Origin of the sequence: Sphingomonas sp. IBVSS2 (genome assembly GCF_002127225.1) — a bacterium.
Classification (GTDB): domain Bacteria; phylum Pseudomonadota; class Alphaproteobacteria; order Sphingomonadales; family Sphingomonadaceae; genus Sphingomonas.
Genome location: NZ_NFUR01000006.1, coordinates 59,657 through 79,545, shown reverse-complemented (window position 1 = coordinate 79,545; position 19,889 = coordinate 59,657). Strand labels below are relative to the sequence as shown.

Annotated in this window: 18 protein-coding genes; 3 read left to right on the top strand and 15 right to left on the bottom strand. The window is 69.6% G+C overall.

From position 1 onward, the window contains the following. Window positions 1–98: 98 nt before the first annotated feature. Both CAP40_RS17730 and gltX read right to left on the bottom strand, forming a co-directional pair. Window positions 99–1,382: a citrate synthase gene (locus tag CAP40_RS17730; RefSeq protein WP_086130886.1), complete on the bottom strand. Its 1,284-nt coding sequence runs from the start codon at window positions 1,380–1,382 to the stop codon at window positions 99–101. A 33-nt stretch (window positions 1,383–1,415) separates the two neighbouring features. After that, the gene (gltX, locus tag CAP40_RS17725; RefSeq protein ID WP_086130885.1) at window positions 1,416–2,840 is read right to left on the bottom strand and encodes a glutamate--tRNA ligase; all 1,425 of its coding nucleotides are present in this window, start codon (window positions 2,838–2,840) and stop codon (window positions 1,416–1,418) included. Between the two features lie 82 nt (window positions 2,841–2,922). Here gltX and CAP40_RS17720 point away from each other — a divergent pair, with 82 nt between their 5' ends. Next, window positions 2,923–5,028 (top strand): ComEC/Rec2 family competence protein, encoded by a 2,106-nt coding sequence (locus tag CAP40_RS17720; protein WP_179188344.1) that lies wholly within the window; start codon window positions 2,923–2,925, stop codon window positions 5,026–5,028. A 44-nt stretch (window positions 5,029–5,072) separates the two neighbouring features. On the opposite strand, the gene lexA is transcribed toward CAP40_RS17720, so the two are convergent. The 7 genes from lexA to trpD form a co-directional block, all read right to left on the bottom strand. Further along, entirely contained in the window at window positions 5,073–5,765 is a 693-nt protein-coding gene (gene lexA, locus CAP40_RS17715) for a transcriptional repressor LexA (RefSeq protein WP_086130884.1), read from the bottom strand. 58 nt (window positions 5,766–5,823) lie between these two features. Continuing rightward, on the bottom strand, window positions 5,824–7,008 hold the full coding sequence (glp, locus tag CAP40_RS17710; protein ID WP_086130883.1) for a gephyrin-like molybdotransferase Glp: 1,185 nt from the start codon (window positions 7,006–7,008) through the stop codon (window positions 5,824–5,826). A 38-nt stretch (window positions 7,009–7,046) separates the two neighbouring features. Then, window positions 7,047–7,997 (bottom strand): PilZ domain-containing protein, encoded by a 951-nt coding sequence (locus CAP40_RS17705; RefSeq protein ID WP_086130882.1) that lies wholly within the window; start codon window positions 7,995–7,997, stop codon window positions 7,047–7,049. Between the two features lie 102 nt (window positions 7,998–8,099). Continuing rightward, window positions 8,100–8,753: a glutathione S-transferase family protein gene (locus tag CAP40_RS17700; protein WP_086130881.1), complete on the bottom strand. Its 654-nt coding sequence runs from the start codon at window positions 8,751–8,753 to the stop codon at window positions 8,100–8,102. Between the two features lie 113 nt (window positions 8,754–8,866). Further along, window positions 8,867–9,334: a cyclic pyranopterin monophosphate synthase MoaC gene (gene moaC / locus CAP40_RS17695; protein ID WP_086130880.1), complete on the bottom strand. Its 468-nt coding sequence runs from the start codon at window positions 9,332–9,334 to the stop codon at window positions 8,867–8,869. Between the two features lie 43 nt (window positions 9,335–9,377). Beyond that, complete coding sequence (gene trpC, locus CAP40_RS17690; protein WP_086130879.1) at window positions 9,378–10,166, bottom strand: indole-3-glycerol phosphate synthase TrpC; 789 nt, start codon at window positions 10,164–10,166, stop codon at window positions 9,378–9,380. Then, on the bottom strand, window positions 10,166–11,158 hold the full coding sequence (gene trpD, locus CAP40_RS17685) for an anthranilate phosphoribosyltransferase (protein ID WP_086130878.1): 993 nt from the start codon (window positions 11,156–11,158) through the stop codon (window positions 10,166–10,168). Before trpD ends, trpC begins: the two co-directional genes overlap by 1 nt. 125 nt (window positions 11,159–11,283) lie before the next feature. Here trpD and CAP40_RS17680 point away from each other — a divergent pair, with 125 nt between their 5' ends. Then, window positions 11,284–12,483: a M23 family metallopeptidase gene (locus CAP40_RS17680; RefSeq protein ID WP_086130877.1), complete on the top strand. Its 1,200-nt coding sequence runs from the start codon at window positions 11,284–11,286 to the stop codon at window positions 12,481–12,483. Here the strand turns inward: CAP40_RS17680 and CAP40_RS17675 are convergent. From CAP40_RS17675 to CAP40_RS17660, 4 genes are all read right to left on the bottom strand, one after another. Further along, window positions 12,480–14,015 carry a sodium:proton antiporter gene (locus CAP40_RS17675; RefSeq protein WP_086130876.1) on the bottom strand — a complete coding sequence of 512 codons (1,536 nt, stop codon included), beginning with the start codon at window positions 14,013–14,015 and terminating at the stop codon, window positions 12,480–12,482. The two genes, CAP40_RS17680 and CAP40_RS17675, sit on opposite strands and share 4 nt — an antisense overlap. Window positions 14,016–14,064: 49 nt before the next feature. Then, window positions 14,065–14,382, bottom strand: a complete 318-nt coding sequence (locus CAP40_RS17670; RefSeq protein ID WP_086130875.1) for a hypothetical protein — start codon at window positions 14,380–14,382, stop codon at window positions 14,065–14,067. A gap of 111 nt (window positions 14,383–14,493) precedes the next feature. Continuing rightward, window positions 14,494–15,078, bottom strand: a complete 585-nt coding sequence (locus CAP40_RS17665) for an aminodeoxychorismate/anthranilate synthase component II (protein ID WP_086130874.1) — start codon at window positions 15,076–15,078, stop codon at window positions 14,494–14,496. 11 nt (window positions 15,079–15,089) lie between these two features. After that, window positions 15,090–15,839: a phosphodiester glycosidase family protein gene (locus CAP40_RS17660; protein ID WP_086130873.1), complete on the bottom strand. Its 750-nt coding sequence runs from the start codon at window positions 15,837–15,839 to the stop codon at window positions 15,090–15,092. A 114-nt stretch (window positions 15,840–15,953) separates the two neighbouring features. Here CAP40_RS17660 and CAP40_RS17655 point away from each other — a divergent pair, with 114 nt between their 5' ends. Next, window positions 15,954–16,373 carry a hypothetical protein gene (locus CAP40_RS17655; protein WP_086130872.1) on the top strand — a complete coding sequence of 140 codons (420 nt, stop codon included), beginning with the start codon at window positions 15,954–15,956 and terminating at the stop codon, window positions 16,371–16,373. A gap of 46 nt (window positions 16,374–16,419) precedes the next feature. On the opposite strand, the gene trpE is transcribed toward CAP40_RS17655, so the two are convergent. After that, window positions 16,420–17,916 carry an anthranilate synthase component I gene (trpE, locus tag CAP40_RS17650; protein ID WP_086130871.1) on the bottom strand — a complete coding sequence of 499 codons (1,497 nt, stop codon included), beginning with the start codon at window positions 17,914–17,916 and terminating at the stop codon, window positions 16,420–16,422. 4 nt (window positions 17,917–17,920) lie between these two features. Next, window positions 17,921–19,855 (bottom strand): peptidylprolyl isomerase, encoded by a 1,935-nt coding sequence (locus tag CAP40_RS17645; RefSeq protein WP_086130870.1) that lies wholly within the window; start codon window positions 19,853–19,855, stop codon window positions 17,921–17,923. Window positions 19,856–19,889: the final 34 nt, after the last annotated feature.

The following is a 19,889-nucleotide window of genomic DNA, read 5'->3' as shown; positions in this document are numbered from 1 at the left end:
TCCACGACTCCGAAGCGAAGGTCGCGGATGGTTAACCGAAAACGCCGCCCCCGCGAAGGCAGGGACGGCGTTTTCGACCCGATATCGGGAAAGGCGGCTCAGCGCTGGCCGACGGGCACGTAATCGCGCTGCACGGGGCCGGTATAGAGCTGGCGCGGACGGCCGATCTTCTGCTCGGGGTCCGAGATCATCTCGTTCCACTGCGCCACCCAGCCCACGGTGCGGGCGAGCGCGAACAGCGCGGTGAACATGGTGGTCGGGAAGCCGATCGCCGAGAGGATCACGCCCGAATAGAAGTCCACGTTCGGGAACAGCTTCTTCTCGATGAAATAGGGATCGTTGAGCGCCATTTCCTCGAGCTGCAGCGCGACCTCGAACACCGGATCGGTGACCTTGAGCGCGTCGAACACCTCGCGCACGGTCTTCTGCATCACCGTCGCGCGCGGGTCGTAGTTCTTGTAGACGCGGTGGCCGAAGCCCATCAGGCGGAACGGATCGTTCTTGTCCTTGGCGCGGGCGATATATTCGGGGATGCGCTCCGGACGGCCGATCTCGCGCAGCATGTTGAGCGCCGCCTCGTTGGCGCCGCCATGCGCCGGGCCCCACAGGCAGGCGATGCCCGCCGCGATGCAGGCGAAGGGATTGGCGCCCGACGAGCCGGCGAGGCGCACCGTCGAGGTCGAGGCGTTCTGCTCGTGATCGGCATGGAGGATGAAGATGCGGTCCAGCGCCTTCTCGACGACCGGGTTCACTTCATAGGGCTCCGCCGGCACGCCGAAGGTCATGCGCAGGAAGTTGCCGGTGTAGCTCAGGTCGTTCTGCGGATAGAGGAACGGCTGGCCGACGCTGTACTTGTAGGCCATGGCCGCGATCGTCGGCATCTTGGCGATCAGCCGGTGCGACGCGATCATGCGCTGCTGCGGATCGGTGATGTCGGTCGAATCGTGGTAGAAGGCCGAGAGCGCGCCGACCACGCCGCACATCACCGCCATCGGGTGCGCGTCGCGGCGGAAACCGCGATAGAAGGTCGCCAGCTGCTCGTGCAGCATGGTGTGGCGGGTGATCGTATGGCTGAACTTGTCGAGTTCGTCCTGCGAGGGGAGCTCGCCGTTCAGCAGGAGGTAGCTGACCTCCATGAAGCTCGACTGCTCGGCGAGCTGGCCGATCGGATAGCCGCGATGGAGCAGCACGCCCTCGTCGCCGTCGATATAGGTCAGGCCCGATTCGCACGACGCGGTCGACGTGAAGCCGGGGTCGTAGGTGAACATGCCGGTCTGGCCATAGAGCTTGCGGATGTCGATGACGTCCGGTCCGACGCTGCCCGACAGGACCGGATACTCGACATCCTTCCCCGGAACCTGCAGCTTCGCGGTATCGCTCATAAACGTCGTCCTATCTTTGGGCCGGGCCTGGAATCAGGCCGGCACGGTCATCTGATCAGCGATGCGGGCCAGGCTCTCCTCGCGTCCCAGCAGAACCAGGACGTCGAAGATGCCCGGGGACGTCCGGCGCCCGGTGAGCGCCGCGCGCAAAGGCTGCGCGGCCGCACCGAGCTTGACACCCGCATCTTCCGCAACGGTGCGTACCGCCGCTTCGAGCGCTTCCGTATCCCAGCTTTCCACGCCGTCAAGCGCGGTGTGCAGCTGGGCCAGCAGCGCCCGCGCGTCGCCCTCTAGCAGAGCCTGGGCACCGTCGTCCAATTCCAGTGGGCGGGTGCGAAACAGGAAGGCCGCTCCGTCCGCCAATTCGAGGAGATTCGCGGCGCGGGGCTTCAGCGCGGCCATGCTGCGGCGCAGAAGATCCAGCTGCGATTCCGAAAGTTCGAAACCGATTCGCGCGGCCACCAGCCGGGCGAGGCGATCATCGTCCGTGGCGCGGATGTAGTGGCCGTTGAGATTCTCGAGCTTCTTGAGGTCGAAGCGGGAGGGCGACTTGCCGACGCCGGCCAGGTCGAACCATTCGATCGCCTGTTCGCGGCTGATGATCTCGTCGTCGCCATGCCCCCAGCCGAGGCGGAGCAGATAGTTGCTCAGCGCCTCGGGCAGGATGCCGAGCTGGTCGCGATATTCGTCGACCGCCACGGCGTTCTTGCGCTTCGACATCTTGGTGCCGTCGGGATTGAAGATCAGCGGGATGTGCGCGTATTCGGGCTCTTCCCACGCCATCGCGCGATAGATCGGCAGCTGGCGGAACGCGTTGTTCAGATGGTCGTCGCCGCGGATCACGTGCGTCACGCCCATGTCGTGATCGTCGACCACCACCGCGAGCATATAGGTCGGCGTGCCGTCCGAACGGAGCAGGACGAGATCGTCCAGCTCGCTGTTGTTGACGGTGACCGGGCCCTGGACATGATCCTCGATCGTCACCGCGCCTTCGCGCGGCGCCTTCAGCCGGATGACAAAGGGTGCGTTGCCGCCCTCCGCGGGATCACGGTCGCGCCAGCGGCCATCATAGCGCAGCGGCTGCTTGTTCGCCTTCTGCTCGGCGCGCATCGCCTCGAGCTCCTCGGCGGTGGCGAAGCACTTATAGGCATGGCCGGCCGCGAGCATCGCGTGCGCGACTTCGGCGTGCCGCTCGGCGCGGGAGAATTGATAGACTTCGTCGCCATCCCAATCGAGGTTCAGCCAGCGCATCCCGTCGAGGATCGCGGCGATCGCCGGCTCGGTCGAGCGCGCGCGATCCGTATCCTCGATGCGCAGCAGGAACTTGCCGCCGTGATGGCGGGCGAACAGCAGGTTGAACAGCGCGGTGCGCGCGCCGCCAATGTGGAGGAAACCCGTAGGCGACGGCGCGAACCGCGTGACGACCCGTTTCGCACCCGTATCAGATGTTGCGCCCAACCGCGCTTGCTCCCAGACTAGATTTCCGATGGCCCATTCAGCCGCCGCAGGCGCCCCTAGCACGGGGTTTTCCTCCCTTCAAATGGGAGGCGCGGCGCTGTTCCGCCAGGCCGGGGCGGCGATCGAGCGCTGGCTGGAGGCGGAACAGGCGCAGTTGCCGCTCTGGCTGCCCGTGGCGCTGGGCGGCGGGGTCACCGCCTGGTTCCTGCTTCCCGATGCGACGCGCTGGACCGGGTTCCTGCTCGCAGCGGGCGCGCTGGCGCTGCTGGGGCTGGCGCTGCCGGGGCGGCTGGGGCGGGTGCTGCTGCTCGGCGGGCTCGCCCTGGCGGCGGGATGCGCGCTGATCTGGTGGCGGGCGGAACATGTCGCGGCGCCTGTGCTGGCGCGTCCCGCAGTGGTGGAGATGACTGGCCGCGTGGCGGCCGTCGAACCGCTGCCGGCGCGCGCGCTGGTGCGCGTGACGCTGTTGCCTGGCCGGCGCGACCTGCCGCCGCGCGTGCGCGTGAACCTGGCGGCGAAGGACGCGCCCGAAGGCATGGCGCGCGGCGCGACGGTGCGGCTGCGGGCCCGGCTGATGCCGCCGGCGGGCGCATCGGTGCCGGGCGGCTACGACTTCGCTCGCGCGGCATGGTTCAACGGCCTGGGGGCCACGGGCAAGGGCTTTGTCCCGGTGGAGGTGGTGACCCATGCCGAGGCATCGGGCGCGGACCTGCGCGCCACGCTCTCGGCGCATATCCAGTCGCGCATTCCCGGCAGCGGCGGCGGCATCGCCTCCGCGCTGGCCACCGGGGACGAAGGCGCGATCGCCGAAGCCGATGTCGAGGCGATGCAGCGCTCGGGCCTGGCGCACCTTCTCTCGGTGAGCGGACTGCACGTGACGGCGGTGACCGCGGCGGCGATGCTGCTGGTGCTCAAGCTGCTCGCGCTGAGCCCGACGCTGGCGCAGCGCTGGCGGCTGCCGCTGGTGGCGGCCGGGGCGGGGGCGCTGGCGGCGATCGGCTATACCTGGCTCACCGGCGCCGAAGTGCCGACGATCCGCTCCTGCGTCGCCGCGCTGCTGGTGCTGCTGGCGCTCAGCCTGGGGCGCGAGGCGATCACGCTGCGGCTCGTCGCGGCGGGCGCGCTGCTCGTGTTGCTGCTCTGGCCAGAGGTGCTGGCGGGGGCGAGCTTCCAGCTGAGCTTCGCGGCGGTGACCGCGATCGTCGCGTTGCACGAGAGCCCGCGCATGCATCGCTGGTTCGGCAGGCGCGAGGAGGGCCGGGGCGTGGCGCTGCTGCGCGGTGCCGGCTCGCTGCTGCTCACCGGGGTGGTGGTCGAGCTGGCACTGATGCCGATCGGGCTGTTCCACTTTCACCAGGCCGGCCTCTACGGCGCGCTCGCCAACATCGTCGCCATCCCGCTCACGACCTTCGCGATCATGCCGCTCGAGGCGCTGGCATTGCTGCTCGACCTGGCCGGGCTCGGCGATCCCGCCTGGTGGCTCACCGCGCGGACGCTCGACCTGCTGCTTTGGCTGGCCCGGGCCACCGCGGCGGCGCCGGGCGCGGTGGCGGCGCTGCCGGCCGTGCCGCACGGCGCCTTTGCGCTGACGATGGCGGGTAGCCTGTGGCTGGCCCTGTGGCGTAGCCATATGCGCTGGGCGGGCGCGGCGCCATTGGCGATCGGCCTGGCCTGGATGCTCGCCACGCCCGCGCCCGATCTGATCGTCACCGGGGACGGGCGGCATCTCGCGATTCGCATGCCCGATGGCAGCATGGCGCTGCTGCGCGACCGGGCGGGAGACTATACCCGCGACATGCTGACCGAGACGGGCGGCTCCGATGCCGAGCCGGTCGCGCTCGCCGACCAGCCGGGCGCGCGATGCAGCCCGGACCTCTGCATGATCGAGCATCGGGCCGGCGGCCGCACCTGGCGCGTGGCGGCGACGCGGAGCGGTTATGCACTGCCCTGGGCCGAGTTCATCGCCCTGTGCCGCAGCGTCGATGTGATGATCAGCGACCGGCGCCTGCCGGCCGGCTGCATGCCGCGCTGGCTCAAGCTCGATCGGCCGGCGCTGGCGAAGACCGGCGGAGTGGCGATAGCTTTTGCCGATGGGCGGGTGACGATGGTGCGCGGGCAGGGCCGGCATCCCTGGATCGATCCGCCCAGGGTGCAGCCGCCCTACATGCCGGACGGAACTCGGCCGTAACGGCGACGGCGGGGCCGCCTGGGCCGAGTTCCTGGCCTGAGCCGTCAGTAGCGGCGGAGCAACCCGGCGAGGCGGCCCTGCACGCGGACCTGGTCGGGGCGGTAGCGTTGGGGATTATAATCGCGGTTCGCCGGGTCGAGCCGGATCATCGCGCCTTCCTTGCGGAAATATTTCAGCGTCGCTTCGTTCTCGTCGATCAGCGCCACCACGATCTCGCCCTCGCGGGCCGTCTCGGTGCGGCGGATCAGCGCGAAATCGCCATCGAGGATACCGGCCTCGACCATCGAATCGCCCGCCACTTCGAGCGCATAATGCTCGCCTGCGCCGAGCAGGGCGGCGGGAACGGGCAGCATGGTCGAATCCTGCAGCGCCTCGATCGGGGTGCCCGCGGCAATGCGGCCGTGCAGCGGAATCTCCACCACGTCATTGGCCGGGGGCGGCAGCGTTGCCGACGCGGCAGTCGGCGAAGTTGCCGCCACGGGAGCCGTATTTCTCGAGGTCGCGGGCTTCTTCGCCTCGCCCCGCTCCGGCATGCGCAGCACTTCGAGCGCGCGGGCGCGATTGGGCAGGCGGCGGATGAACTCGCGCTCCTCCAGCGCCGAGATCAGCCGATGGACACCCGACTTCGACTTGAGGTCGAGCGCTTCCTTCATTTCCTCGAACGAAGGTGACACGCCAGTCTCGGCAAGCCGATCGGCAATGAAGCAGATGAGCTCGTGCTGCTTGCGCGTGAGCATCCAGTTTCTCCCGGTCTGGAACAGACTGGGAACGTTTTTGCAATGTTCCGCCCGCTTGTCAAGCGATGTCGAGGATTTCCGCCGAGTCGCCGGGTTTCGCCTCCGGAGCCCCTGCCGGGCGGACGATCAGGCAGGTGGCGCGCGCCAGCGTGCGCAGCATCGAGGAATCCTGGATCGTCGCGGCATGAGCGCGGCCGTCGATCAGCTCGGCGCGGAGATAGTCGGCGCGGGAGCCGGTGGCGGGCAAGGGCTCGCCCAGGGGAACGATGCGGGTGCGCGGCAGCGGATCGGCGGCGCCGGCGAGATGCGCGATCAGCGGACGGACGAACAATGCCGCGGTGACATAGGCCGAGACCGGATTGCCGGGCAGGCCGAGCATCGCGGCCTCGCCCAGCCGGCCGGCCATCAGCGGCTTGCCGGGGCGCAGCGCGACCTTCCAGAAATCGATCGTCGCGCCCGCCGCTTCGAGCGCGGGGCGGACGAGATCGCGATCGCCGACCGAGGCGCCGCCGGTGGTGACGAGCAGATCGCAATCGAGCGCGCGGAAGGCCGCTTCGAGCACGTCGCGGCGATCGGGCAGGATGCCGAGATCGATCAGCTCCACCGGCAGGCCGGCGAGCTGCGCCGCGAGGAGCAGGCGGTTGGTCTCGGGGATCTGGTCGGGGCCGGGCGGGGCGCCGGGGGGGACCAGCTCGTCGCCGGTCGAAAGCAGCGCGACACGCACCCTGCGGCGGACGGGCAGGGTGGCATGGCCGGCGATCGCGGCGAGCGCGAGCCGGGCGGGCGTGATCGCTTCCCCGGCGCGGATGAGCAGGTCGCCCTCGGCGAAATCGAGCCCGCGCGGACGGACGCTGCTGCCCGGATGTGGCGGGCCCTCGCCGGCGAGCGCGAGGCGGCGGCCGTCGCGCGCGGCTTCCTCCTGGATCAGCACGGTGTCGGCGCCGAGCGGAAGCGGGGCGCCGGTGAAGATGCGCAGCGCCTGGCCGGGGCCGATCCCGCCGCCAAAGCCATGGCCGGCGGCGCTCTCCCCGATAATCTCCCAGGGGCCGGGCAGGTCGGCGAAGCGGATGGCATAGCCGTCCATCGAGGAGAGATCGGAGGCGGGCTGGGTGCGCAGCGCCGCCACGTCCTGGGCAGCCCATCGCCCCGCCGCCTCGGCGAGCGGGCAGGTTTCCTCCGCCACCGGCATGGCGAGCGCGAGCAGGCGACGCTGGGCTTCGGCGACGGGCAGGAGGGCGGTCATGGATCCGGCCTAGGCCAGCGCCGCGCGCGGCGCCAGCCTCAGGACCGGCCGGCGATCCGCCCCAGGTCGTGCTGCTTCAGCGGCAGGCGGAACTCGCACAGGAAGCGGTGGCGGTCGTCGGTTTCGATCACCGCGGCCGGGCCGCCGCCAATGTTCGGCAGCGAGATCCACAGCTGGGCGCCCGTGGCGAAGGGCGCACGCGTCTCGAACTCGACGAGCTGGGGCGTGATCGCGCGCAGCTTGACGTTCCACCAGCGCACGCCCTCGCGCACCCGCGCCGGCGTGTCGAGGCGGATGGCCTGTTTGTCCGGGATCAGCCCGGTCGGCTCGTGCATCATCGCGATGCGGGTGTGGTGCGACGGAGTCTGCTGCACTTGGCGCAGCCATGGCATCAGCACCTGCCAGGGCAGGTCCTCGTCAAAGGCGACGCCGGCGAGATTGCCCTGCGACCATTTCACTGCGCCATCGAGCGGACGCAGGCCGTCGAAATTGATCTGCACCGGATCGCCCAGCTGGAGCGCGATATCGGTTTCGAAGCCGCAACCGCCCTGGGAGAGGTTGCGGCTGCGCGTGAATTCGACCTGGTTGCCGCGGCGCACGCAGATCGTCTGGTGCAGCTCGACGCGGGGCACCGAGCGGCGTTCGGCGGGCAGGGCGGCGAGATTGCGGGCGAGCGTGCCGATCACGTCGATCGGCAAGTCGAACAGGAATCCCGCCGAGCCCTGCTCAGTCCAGGCGATGCGGCCGGGCAGCGACTGGCCGTTGGCGAGTTCGAGCCGGAGCCCTTCTTCCTCCACCACCTCGTCATCGAGCTGGAGCATGGCACCGACCGCGCTGAGCTTGCGGATCGCGCAAGCCAGGCGGCCGGTCTCGCCGGCAAGGAAGGCCGAATCGAATGCGGCATGCTCGCCTGGTTCGGCAAGAAGCTGCGTGCCCGGGGGCTCGGCCGACAGGCTGAAAATAGTGGAGGACGCAAGTCCTTGTCGCATAAATGATTTTCCCGCCCCGGCCCATGCGGATAGTGGAACCCAGGATCTGAAGGCGGGGTTAATCCGCAGGGTTGCGGAATTCCTAATGCGCGCGCCGGACCCTCAATCCCGATCCGGTGCCCCCAGCGGGAAATAGGCGCGATAGGGCCGGGCTTCCTCGACGCAGCGGGCGACCGACGGGCGGGCGAGCAGGCGGGCGCGATAGGCGCGCAGATCGGCCAGCGCCTCGGGGATCGGGCGCACCCAATCGGCGTAGAAGAGCGAGGGCGCGGCGGCGCAATCGGCAAGGGTGAAGCCGTCTCCCACCGCCCAGGCGCGCCCGGCCAGATGGGCATCGAGCCAGGCATAGACCTTGTCGAGCCGCGCCATCGCCTCGTCGAGGCCGATGGGATCGCGCCGTTCCTCGGGCAGCAGCGCGTCGAGCACCGGCCGCTGCATCGTGCCCATCACGTAATTGTCGAAGATCCGGTCGAGCATCCGGGCCTGCACGGCGCTATCGGCATCGGCGGGGATCATCGGCACCGGGCCGCGGTGATGGACGTGGAGATATTCGATGATCGCGGTCGCCTCGAGTACCGTGCGGTCGCCTTCGACCAGGACCGGGAAGAGCTTGAGCGGCCAGCGCGCCTCCAGCTCGGCATTGGCCGCGGCGTCTTCCAGGTTGCGGAAGGTGAAGGCGGTGCCGTTCTCGTAGAGCGGGATCAGTGCTTTCCAGGTGTAGGACGAGAAGGGGTGGCCGAAGAGCTGAAGGGTCATGGCATCCTCTAATAGTTAGGTTATGGACTAACTATCTTGGCATGGAGGCGCTGTCACGCGTTTTCTCTTCATCCCCCTCCCTTCCAGGGAGGGGAGCACAAGGAGATAGGCCCTCAGGCCGCCCAGTCGCCCGATTTGCCGCCCTTCTTCGAGAGCAGGCGGATCTCGCCGATCACCATCGCCCGGTCGAGCGCCTTGGCCATGTCGTAGAGCGTGAGCAGCGCAGTGGAAACGGCGGTGAGCGCTTCCATCTCGACGCCCGTCCGCCCCTCGGTGGCGGCGGTGGCGGTGACGGTCACGCCGGTCTCGTCGGGAGCGAGGTCGATCGCGACGCGGGTGAGCGGCAGGGGATGGCACAGCGGGATCAGCTCGGCGGTGCGCTTGGCGGCCATGATCCCGGCGATGCGGGCAGTGGCGAGCACGTCGCCTTTCTTCACCATTCCCGCGCGGATCGCGGCGGCGGCCTCCGCCGACATAGCGATCCGCCCGGTGGCGACCGCCTCGCGCATGGTGACGGCCTTGCCCGCGACATCCACCATGCGCGCCGCGCCGGTTTCGTCGAGATGGGTGAGGTCCGTCATCTCCCGTTCCCCGAGGGAAAGAGGGAGGCTTCGCGCACCCCGCTCATCCCACCAGGGCCCGGGTCGCGGATTCCACATCGTCCTGGCGCATCAGCGACTCGCCGATCAGGAAGCAGCGGATGCCGTGCGCGGCCATCGCGTCCAGGTCGGCGCGGCCGTTCAGCCCGCTCTCGGCGACGAAGGTGCAGTCGGCCGGCGCATGGGCGACGAGCTCGTAGGTCTTCTGGACATCGACCTCGAAGGTCTTGAGATTGCGGTTGTTCACGCCGATCAACCGCGAGCGGAGCCGAAGTGCCCGTTCGAGCTCGACGGCATCGTGCACCTCGACCAGCACGTCCATGCCGAGGCCCAGCGCCGCGTCCTCGATCTCGGCCATCTGCGCGTCCTCGAGCGCGGCGACGATGATCAGGATGGCATCGGCGCCGATCGCGCGCGATTCGAGTGCCTGCCAGGGATCGACCATGAAGTCCTTGCGGATCACCGGCAGGTCGCAGGCGGCGCGCGCGGCGATCAGATATTCCTCATGCCCCTGGAAATATTCGAGATCGGTGAGCACCGAGAGACAGGCGGCGCCGCCGGCCTGATAGGCGCGGGCATGGGCGGGCGGATCGAAATCGGCGCGGATCAGGCCCTTGGAGGGGCTGGCCTTCTTGATCTCGGCGATCAGGCCATAGCCGCCCGCCGCGGCCCTGGCATCGAGCGCAGCCCGGAAGCCGCGGGGCGGCGTGCGCGTGAGGGCGAGGCCGTGCAGGTCGGCGACGGAGGTGGCGCGGCGGCGCGTCGCGACCTCGTCGTGCTTGGTGGCGATGATCTTGTCGAGGATCGTGGACATCAAAAGGCGATCCAGCAGTCGAGCAGCGCCTTTGCAAGCCCCTTGTCGATCACTTCGGCGGCTTCCTCGACGCCCTCGCGCAAGTCGCTCGCCTGGCCGGCGACCACCAGTGCGGCGGCGGCGTTGAGCAGGACGGCGTCCCGATAGGGGCCGTGCTCGCCCAGGAGCAGGCGGTGCAGGGCGAGGGCGTTATATTCCGGGCCGCCGCCGCGAATGGCCGCCAGGGGGTGGCGGGGCAGGCCGGCATCCTCGGGAACGATCCGCGCCGGCAGGCCCGAACTGCCGATGCTGACCACGACGCTGGCCCGCTCGGTCGAGAGTTCGTCCAGCCCTTCCTCGCCCGAGACGATCGCGGCGGAATCCACGCCGAGCTGCTGGAGCGCCTCGGCATAGATCGGCGCATAATCGGGGCGGGCGATGCCGATCAGCTGGCGGCGGACATGGGCGGGATTGGCCAGCGGCCCCATCAGGTTGAAGATGGTGCGGCGGGCGATGCGGCGGCGCAGCGGCCCGATCCGCGCCAGCGAGGGGTGATGCGCCTGGGCGAAGAGGAAGGCGATGCCGAGCTCGTGGAGCGATTCCTCGGCCCGGGCGCCGGCACGATCGAGATCGAGCCCGAGCGCCTCCAGCGTGTCGGCAGCGCCCGATTTGGACGAGGCGGCGCGGTTGCCATGCTTGGCGACCGGCACGCCCGCCGCGGCGACGACCAGGCTGACGGCGGTGGAGACGTTGAGCGTGTGGTGCCCGTCGCCGCCGGTGCCGCACACGTCGATCGCGCCTGCGGGGGCGGTGATCGGGATCAGCCGGGCGCGCATCGCCCGCGCGGCCTCGGCGATCTCGATGCTGGTCTCGCCGCGCTCCGACAGGTCGATCAGGAAGCGTTCGATCTCGGGCTCGGGCACCGTGCCGTCGAGAATGTCGGAAAAGGCCTGGGCGGCGGACTCGCGCGCAAGCGGCGTCGCGGGATCGGGAAGGAGGGCAAAGGGCGTCACGCCGGCTCTATCGGCCCTTGGACGGGGCGAAGTCGAGCAAATCCTGCTGGAGGCGGTGTGAAGACCGGCTGGGGCGGAAGCGGCTTGACCGGATCGCCGGGGCATCGTCTTGAAGGCGCTCAACCTTGGGGCTTGGCGTCGATATGGTCTCCCATCTGGTGCAGGCACTGGCCCTGCTGCTGTCGATCGCCGCGCCGACGGGGCAGGATCGGGACGAACCGGTCCATCAGGCGCAGATGGAAGCCCGGATCCGGGTGGCGCCGCGTCCGGTCGCGGGCAGCGACGGCGCGCGGCACCTTGCCTATGAGCTGGAGGTGACCAGCCATTATTCGGGCGATGCGCCGCTCCGCCTGACTCGCCTGGCGATCTTCGCGGGAGATGCGCGGACACCGCTGAAGACGCTGGACGGCGCGGCGCTGTGGGCGCTGCTCGGGCCCCAGGCGGCGAACGAGGCGCGGCAGGACGGCATCCCGATCGCCGATGGCGCGAGCCGGACCTTCTTCCTCTGGCTCGCCCTGCCGCCCGGCATGCGGCCCGCCTCCCTGCGGCACCAGCTGACTTTCCGCGCCGACAAGGGAGCGATCCAGCGCGCCGACGACGTGCGGACGCCCGTGGTTGCGGCGGCCCCCGTGCGGATCGGGCCGCCCCTGCGCGGGGGGCGCTGGCTGGCGGTCGAGGGGCCGGGCAATCATCTGTCGCATCATTGGGGCAGCGTGGTCGCGATCGACGGCATGCTGAGCATCCCGCAGCGCTATGCGATCGACTGGTTCGGGCTGGACGCCGGCAGCCATTCGATCCGCGGCGCGCATGCCTCGCCGGCGGCCACCGTGGATGCGGACTGGATCGGCTATGGCCGCGACGTGCTCGCGGTGGGCGACGGCGTGGTGGTCGATGCGCGCGACGGCGTTCCGAACGGCAAGCCGCTGGCGCCGCAGCAAGTGCCGGACGACCTTACCGCGCGGAGCCTGTACGGCAATTTCGTCGTCCTGCGGATCGCGCCGGGCGTCTATGCGCACTACGCCCATCTGCAGGCGGGCAGCGTGCAGGTGCGGCCTGGCCAGCGCGTGCGTGGCGGCATGGTGATCGGCCGCCTCGGCCAGACCGGGAGCGCGGGCGCGCCGCATCTCCATTTCCACATAAGCGACCGGCCGGGCTTCGAGCGATCGGAGGGGCTTCCCTTCGTCATCGATAGGTTCACGCTGCTCGGCGAGGCGAAGATCGAGGATAGTTTCGACTCGGCGGTGCCGGTGCCCGTGCAGGCGCCCGGCACGCGTGTTCGCCGCGACGAGCTGCCGCTCGACGGCAGCATTATGGCCTTTCCCTAGCCCGCCTCGATCAGGCGGCGGCCCTCGGGGCTGATCGCGAGCTCGCGCCAGTCCAGTTCCTCCTGGAGCCGTTCATAGATGTCCTGGCCGATCGCGTCGCTGTCGCGCAGCGCGTCCAGGCGGGCACGCTGGGCGGCGACGGCGGCGAGCTCGAGCCGCTGGCGCGCGTCGAACTCCGCGCAATCATTGCCGGCGCCGCTGCGATCGATCTCGAGCCGGCGGCGGGTTTCGCCGGCGACGCGGCCCTGCTCCCCGGCCAGTGCCGCGAGCGCGGTATCGGCGAGCGCGCGCCGGACATCGGCCAGCGCGGCGTCGCCGTCGTCCTTGCCGGCAAGGCCCAATAGCCGGATCAGCGGGGCAAGCGTGAGCCCCTGGAGCACCAGCGTCGCCAGCACCACCGCAAAGGCGGAAAGCACGATCAGGTCGCGCTGGGGGAAGTCGTGCGGCAGGGCGAAAGCGGTGGCGAGCGTGACCAGCCCGCGCATTCCGCACCAGCCGACCACCACGCTCTGCGCGAAGCTGGGCGGATTGAGCGGGCCGCGCAGGAGCGGGAAGGCGCGGGTCAGCAGGTTATAGGCGAGCGACCAGGCCAGGCGCGTCACGATCACGCCGAGCACCACCAGTCCCGCAAAGCCCGCGGCCTCGCGCAGCCGTTCCGCGCTCATCTCCGCGACGATCTGGCGCGCCTGCATGCCCATCAGCAGGAAGGCGAGCACGTTGAGCACGAACACCGCCACGCCCCAGACCGCGAAGGACTGGACGCGGTTGCGCGCGCCGATCGACACCGCCGGGGCGTTGGCGATGTACATCGCCGTCGCCACGACGCAGAGCACGGCGGAGAGGCCCAGCCGCTCGGCGAGGATCCAGACGATGAAGGTGTTGACGAACTCGAACAGGTTGCCGCCGAACGAGCCCCGGGTGAACGGCATCAGCCGGCCCATCAGCCAGCCGCAGAACAGCCCCAGCAGGATGCCGCCGGGGACCGCGAGGCCGAGCCGTGTCGCCACGGCGGCGTCGATCCCGCCATGGCTCTGCACCGCGAGCGCCGCGCCGAAGAGGAGAAGGGCGGTGGCATCGTTGAGCAGGCTCTCGCCCGTGAGTATCTGGACGGTGCGGCGCGGCAGCGCGGCGGATTGCAGCACGGTGGTGGCGGCGGCCGCGTCGGGCGGGGCGACGATCGCGCCGAGCGCGATCGCGGCGGCGACCGGCAGGCCGGCAAAGGCCCAGCCGATCCATGCCACCACGGCGGTGGTGAGCAGCACCGCCACCACGGCCAGGGCGATCAGCGGACGCCAGAGCCTGCGGATCGCGGCCAGGGGGAAATCGAACGCGGCGTCGAGCAATACCGGCGCGATGAACAGCGCCATCGCGGTGTGTCCGTCGAGTGCGATGGCGGGGGAGCCGGGGATGGTCGCCACGATCACGCCCGCAGCGGCGAGCATCGTCGGATAGGGAATGGGCGTGCGCCGCGCGACCTGCAGCAGCAGAACCGCCAGCGCCAGCAATGCGACGAGGCTCTCGAAGAAGCTCATGACGGGAGGCTAGCGCGGCGGCGGGCCCGCGCAATAGCTCCCGGATCAATCAACTGGCGTTGTCGGAGGGCGCGTCGTCATCGCCATCCGGGGCGCATCCGCCATGACGGCGACCATGGTGCAGGGGCAGCTCGTCGGGCGTGAGCTTGCCGTCCTTGCGGACGTCGAGCTTGTCGAAGCGGGCATTGGCCGCCGCGATCCATTCGGCGCGGGTGATGGTGCCGTCGCCATCGGCATCGGCGCGAGCGAACTGGCCCAGGCCCCCATTTCGGGCGTGGCCCATGCTGGCGGAGGCGATGCCGCCCGCCGCCACGGTGACCAGCACGCCCGCGAGCGTTGCGCTGACCAGCTGCAGCTTGTGGTCCATTGCGTTCTCCTTCCCGCCCGGAATCGGGCCAGGCTGGAGAAAATCGCGGGCGAACGTCACGCGACTATGTCGGCGGACGGCCGAATTTGTCGCAAATTATCGTGGCGTCCGTCAGGTGAGCGCGCGCGCCTCGATCCCGGCGATCCGGAGGAAGTTCGCCAGCATCGCATGGCCATGTTCGGTGGCGATGCTCTCCGGATGGAACTGCACGCCATGGATCGCTAGCGTCCGGTGCCGGAAGCCCATTACATGCCCGTCGTCCGCAGTGGCGTTGACCACCAGATCCTCGGGAATGTCGGTGACGATCAGTGAATGGTAGCGCGTCGCGGTGAAGGGCGAGGGCAGGCCTTCGAACAGGCCGGTGCCGTCATGGTTCACCGGGCTCGTCTTGCCGTGCATCAGCCCGCCGCGGACCACCGATCCGCCGAAATGCTGGCCGATCGCCTGATGGCCGAGGCAGACGCCGAGCAGCGGCTTGCCAAGGTCGGCGCAGGCGGCGACGAGATCGAGGCTGATCCCCGCTTCGTTGGGCGTGCAGGGGCCGGGCGAGATCAGGAACGCCTGGGCATTGCTGGCGACGGCATCCCGGGCGGTGAGCGCGTCGTTGCGCACCACCTGCACATCGGTGCCCAGTTCCATCAGATAATGGACCAGGTTCCAGGTGAAGCTGTCGTAATTGTCGATGACGAGGATCATGGGGGAACGCGCTACCGCGTCTGGAACGCTACGACAATCGGCCCGATCGGTGCGCCACCGTCCAGCCGGTCGGATACCGGGTCCCACAGGCGCGAAACGGCGCCATCGAGATAGAGCGCATCGGGCGCGGCGAGCCGGTCGCGGAACAGCCGGGCGAAGCGGCCGAACGACACCGGTTCGTTGCTGATCGCGAACCAGGCGCTGCCGTTCAGGCCCACGCCGACGGCGTTGCGCACCTGGAGCGAAGTGCCGTTCTCGGCCAGCTTGGGATGAAGCTGGCCGTCGATCAGCAGCATCGGCCCCGACTGCGTGGCGAAACGGACGTGATCGGGCTTGTTCTTCGCGAAATCGTCGGTGGTGGCGACGTGCCAGCCCTTGGCATCACCCCAGAACACGCCGTTCGGCTGCATGTGGAAATTGCCGGGGCCGGAACGCCGGTTGAGCGGCTTCTGCTCGGCGCCGTCCTCGACATAATAGCCGATCGGCAGGCCGGACGCGTCGAACATGCCGGCGTTCATCGCGAAGGCGATGCGCGGGTAGCGTGGCCCCAGCCGCGGCTCGAGCCCGGTGAAGTCGCGCATCGGGCGGCCGTCCTTGCCCTTGTCGACCAGCATCAGCTCGTGCTTCTGCGGATCGGCGCGGCACACGGTGAAGCGCGTGCCTTCGAAGCGGATGTCGCGGCAGGCCGCGTCGATGCCGCCGTTGGAGGCACAGGCGGCGAGCAGCAGGAAGGCGCCGGCAGGGGCGATCGGCCGGATCATCCGTGCCACTTAGGGGCAAAAGACGCGGAGGCAAGACGCCGCGTGCCTTGGGCTTGCCATAGTGAGGCGGCACGCCGGGCGGCGAGGGGCGTTGTTGCGCCGGAAGGAGTGCTCATGATCGTTCGTTTGCTCGTTGCCGCCGCGTTGCTCGCGGGGCCCGCCATGGCGCAGGACAGCAAGCAGTCGCAGAATACCGATAGCAGCGGCCCGCCCAAGCGCGTGCGCAGCATCCTGCTCTACGGGCAGGAGGAATGCCCCAAGCCGCAGAGCGAGGAAGAGATCGTGGTGTGCGCCAATGCCGGGGAATCGCCCTATCGCATTCCCAAGCGCTTTCGGAACCAGCCCAAGGACGATGCGGCGTCCCAGGCCTGGACCAACCGGGTGGAGACGGTGGAGGAAGTCAATCGCGCCGGGCTGCCCAACAGCTGCTCGCCGGTGGGCATGGGCGGCCAGACCGGCTGCACCCGTCAGATGATCCGCCAATGGTATCAGGAGCGGCTCGACCAGAAGGCCAAGGCCGCGCAGGTGCCTTGAGCGGGTAAGAGATTCTCCCTCGCGCGGCGGGGGAGGATCTAGGGAATTACTGCCCGAACCCGGCCTCGCCGGCTTGGCGGACCGCTTCGCGCGCCGCCGCGAACAGGGCGCCCGCCTTGGCCTCGCACTCGCGCTGCTCATATGCCGGATCGCTGTCCGCGACGATGCCGGCGCCGGCCTGGACGTGCATCGTCCCGTCCTTCACCAGCGCGGTCCGGAGCACGATGCAGCTGTCCATCGAGCCGTCGGGCGAGAAATAGCCGACGCCGCCGGCATAGGGGCCACGCGTCTCGGGCTCCAGCTCGGCGATGATCTCGCAGGCGCGCACCTTGGGCGCGCCGCTCACCGTGCCCGCGGGGAAGCCCGCGAACAGCGCATCGAGTGCGTCCTTGCCCGGTGCCAGCCGGCCGACCACGTTCGAGACGATGTGCATGACGTGGCTGTAGAATTCGACCGTGTAGCTGTCGGTCACTCGCACGCTGCCCGCCTCCGCCACGCGGCCGACATCGTTGCGGCCCAGGTCGAGCAGCATCAGATGCTCGGCGCGTTCCTTGGGATCCGCGAGCAGGCTGGCGCGGTTCTCCTCGTCCTCCGCCGCGGTCTTGCCGCGCGGGCGCGTGCCCGCGATCGGGCGGATGGTCACTTCGCCGTCGCGCACGCGCACCAATATCTCCGGGCTCGATCCGGTGAGCGCGAAGCCCGGCAGGTCGAGATGATAGAGGAAGGGCGAGGGATTGATCCGTCGCAGCGCGCGATAAAGCTCGAAGGGCGGCAGCGCGAAGGGCGTGGTGAAGCGCTGGGCGAGCACCACCTGGAAGATGTCGCCCGCCGAAATATATTCCTTCGCCGCGGCGACCATCTCGCCATAGCGGCCCGGGCGCAGCACGGGGGCGAGGCGCACTTCCTCGGGCTCGGCGCGGACCGGGGCCGGGAGCGCCGCGCCGGCGAGCTGTGCCGCCACCGCATCGATCCGCTCGGCGGCCAGATCCACATTCCCGTCCGGCCAGACCGGGGCCACCAGGAACAGCGCATCGGCAAGCCGGTCGAACACCAGCACCACCGTGGGGCGCACGAACATCATGTCGGGCACGCCGATCGGGTTCTCGGGCGGGCGCGGCAGCTTCTCGACCAGGCCCACCGTCTCGTAGCTGAAATAGCCGACCAGGCAGGCGAGCGCGCGCGGCAGCTCGGACGGCACCTCGGCGCGGCAGCGGGCGGCGAGGGCGCGCAAGGCGTCCAGCGCCGGCTCGGCGCATGGCCGGAAGGCGTTCCGGTCGGTCAGCCATTCGGCGTTGATCGCCGCTTCGTTGCCGGTTGCGCGGAAGACGAGGTCGGGCGCCAGGCCGATCAGGCTGTGGCGCCCGCGCACCGATCCTCCCTCGACCGATTCGAGCAGGAAATCGCCCCGGCCGGGCTCGATCAGCTTGAGCGCGGCGGCGACCGGCGTCTCCGTGTCCGCGATCTGGCGCCGCCAGAGCAGCGCCGGCCGCCCCGCAGCCAGCGCCGCGCGGGCGGCCTCGATCCCCTCGACGCCGTGCGGCACGTCCTTAACGCGCGCCCTGGCGGGTCAGGTCGGCGCGCAGACGGGCGATCGCCGCCTCGTTGCGCGTGACCTTCAGGTCCCCCCGGATCGCCCGGATGAACTCGCGGGCATATTCGGCGGGAATCTGCTGCTGCAGCGCGCTGCGCATGCCGGCCATCGCCATGGCGTCGCCCGATGCGTCATGCGGCTCCACCGTGCCCAGGTACACGATGTAGAAGCCGTTGCGGTTGGGCGCATCGAGCATGCGGGCGGTCTTCGGCTGCATGCTGAAGGCCATCTTGATGAAATTCTCCTTCTGCGCGATTTCCTGGCGCTTGAAGTCGAACGGCTTGGGCTGCGGCCCCTTGGCGCCCGCATCGGCCAGCGCCTTTTCCATCGGCACGCCCTTGTTGAGCGCGGCGACGACCGCGGTGGCGACGGCCTTCGCCTTCTCCAGCGCCTTGTCGGTCAGATAGTCGCCCTTCACCTTGTCGCGGATGCCGGCGAGCGGACGCGGGGCGGCCGCGACGATCCGGTCGAGCTTCACGATCGCGAAGCCGCCCTCGGGCGAGACCTGCACGATCTGCGAATCGTCGTCGGGATTCTCCATCGCGAAGCCGCCGCGCATGATCGCGACCGTGGCGGGATCGGGCTTGTACGCTTCGTTGTCCGGATCGGTGCCACCGGCGGCGAGCGCGGGGGTGACCTGCGCGGTCAGCTTGGCGTCGGCCAGCAGTTCGGCGAAGTTCTTGCCGTCGCCCACGCCGTCCTCGATCTTCTGGCGGATGTCGGCCTGTGCCTGCGCGGTCTTGCGCTGGGTGATCTCGGCCGAGAGCTCCTCGCGCGCCTGGTCGAGCGACTTGGCGGCGATCTTCTCGATCTTCTCGACGACCAGGATGTGCCAGCCAAGCTGCGACTTGACCGGGCCGACGACGCCGCCCTGCGCCGCGGCGAAGGCGGCATCGGCGATCGCGGCGGTGGTCTGGCGGCCGAGCTCGGCCTTCTCGATGCCCTCGAAGTTGCTCGGCTCGAGGCCGGCGGCCTGGGCGGCGGCAGTCAGCGCCTTGCCGCCCTTCACTTCGCCGGCGATCCGGTTGGCGGTCGCCTGGTCGAGCACGACCAGCTGGCGCACGCCGCGCTTCTCGGTGGCGGCGAAGCGGGTGCCGGCCTTTTTGTAGGCATCGGCGATCTCGGCCTCGGTCGCGGTCTGCTGGGCGCGGATCTGGTCCGGCATCACCGTCGCATAGCGGACGATGCGGCGCTGGGGCACCAGATAGCGGGCGCGGTGGCTGATATAATAGGCGTTGAGCGCCTTGTCGTCGGGATCGGCGCCCGGATCCATCTGGGCGGTGTTGACCATGCCGACGACGCCGGCGCGGCGCTCGAGCAGCAGCGAGGCATAGGGGGCGACCACGCCGTTCGGAATGTCGGTGCCGATCGTCGCCCGGTTGATCAGCCAGTTGCCGAAGCGTTCCCGCATCATGCTCTCGCGGAAGAGGGCGGGCGCCAGGCGGTTGTCCGCAAGCACCTTCTCGAAATTCTGCTGGCTGAACTTGCCGTCGATGCCGGCGAAGGACGGGTTGCTGGCGATTTCGGTGTCGATCAGCTTCTTCGAGACCTGCATGCCGGACTTCTTCGCGAATTCCACCAGCGCGGCCTGGTTGATCATCTCGTCGATCGCGACGTCGAGCCCGCCCTGCGCGAGGAACTGCGCCATCGTCACGCTCTGGCCCTCGCGCTGGAGGTTGCGGATGAACCGGTCGATCCGGTCCTTCACGTCGGTGTCCTTGATCTTCTCGCCGCCCACCGTGGCCAGCGTGCTGCTCGTCGCGCCGCCACCCGAGTTGCGGATGCCGGTGATGTCGCCGGCGGCGAAGGCGATGGCGATGAGGCCGAGGAAGAGGAACACCGCGATCAGGCCGTAGCGCGACTTGGTGAAATTGCGGAAGAAGCTGAGCATGAAGGGCCGATCGTTGGAGACGCGTTTCCCGGTG

Bases quoted from the DNA above. Each gene is read 5' to 3' on its own strand.
- CAP40_RS17660 (WP_086130873.1), bottom strand. From the start codon at position 15,839: ATGATCCGGCCGATCGCCCCTGCCGGCGCCTTCCTGCTGCTCGCCGCC.
- CAP40_RS17705 (WP_086130882.1), bottom strand. From the start codon at position 7,997: ATGCGACAAGGACTTGCGTCCTCCACTATTTTCAGCCTGTCGGCCGAG.
- CAP40_RS17675 (WP_086130876.1), bottom strand. From the start codon at position 14,015: ATGAGCTTCTTCGAGAGCCTCGTCGCATTGCTGGCGCTGGCGGTTCTG.
- CAP40_RS17670 (WP_086130875.1), bottom strand. From the start codon at position 14,382: ATGGACCACAAGCTGCAGCTGGTCAGCGCAACGCTCGCGGGCGTGCTG.
- moaC (WP_086130880.1), bottom strand. From the start codon at position 9,334: ATGACGGACCTCACCCATCTCGACGAAACCGGCGCGGCGCGCATGGTG.
- CAP40_RS17665 (WP_086130874.1), bottom strand. From the start codon at position 15,078: ATGATCCTCGTCATCGACAATTACGACAGCTTCACCTGGAACCTGGTC.
- trpC (WP_086130879.1), bottom strand. From the start codon at position 10,166: ATGTCCACGATCCTCGACAAGATCATCGCCACCAAGCACGACGAGGTC.
- CAP40_RS17655 (WP_086130872.1), top strand. From the start codon at position 15,954: ATGATCGTTCGTTTGCTCGTTGCCGCCGCGTTGCTCGCGGGGCCCGCC.
- CAP40_RS17700 (WP_086130881.1), bottom strand. From the start codon at position 8,753: ATGACCCTTCAGCTCTTCGGCCACCCCTTCTCGTCCTACACCTGGAAA.
- lexA (WP_086130884.1), bottom strand. From the start codon at position 5,765: ATGCTCACGCGCAAGCAGCACGAGCTCATCTGCTTCATTGCCGATCGG.
- CAP40_RS17645 (WP_086130870.1), bottom strand. From the start codon at position 19,855: ATGCTCAGCTTCTTCCGCAATTTCACCAAGTCGCGCTACGGCCTGATC.
- glp (WP_086130883.1), bottom strand. From the start codon at position 7,008: ATGACCGCCCTCCTGCCCGTCGCCGAAGCCCAGCGTCGCCTGCTCGCG.
- CAP40_RS17730 (WP_086130886.1), bottom strand. From the start codon at position 1,382: ATGAGCGATACCGCGAAGCTGCAGGTTCCGGGGAAGGATGTCGAGTAT.
- CAP40_RS17720 (WP_179188344.1), top strand. From the start codon at position 2,923: ATGGGAGGCGCGGCGCTGTTCCGCCAGGCCGGGGCGGCGATCGAGCGC.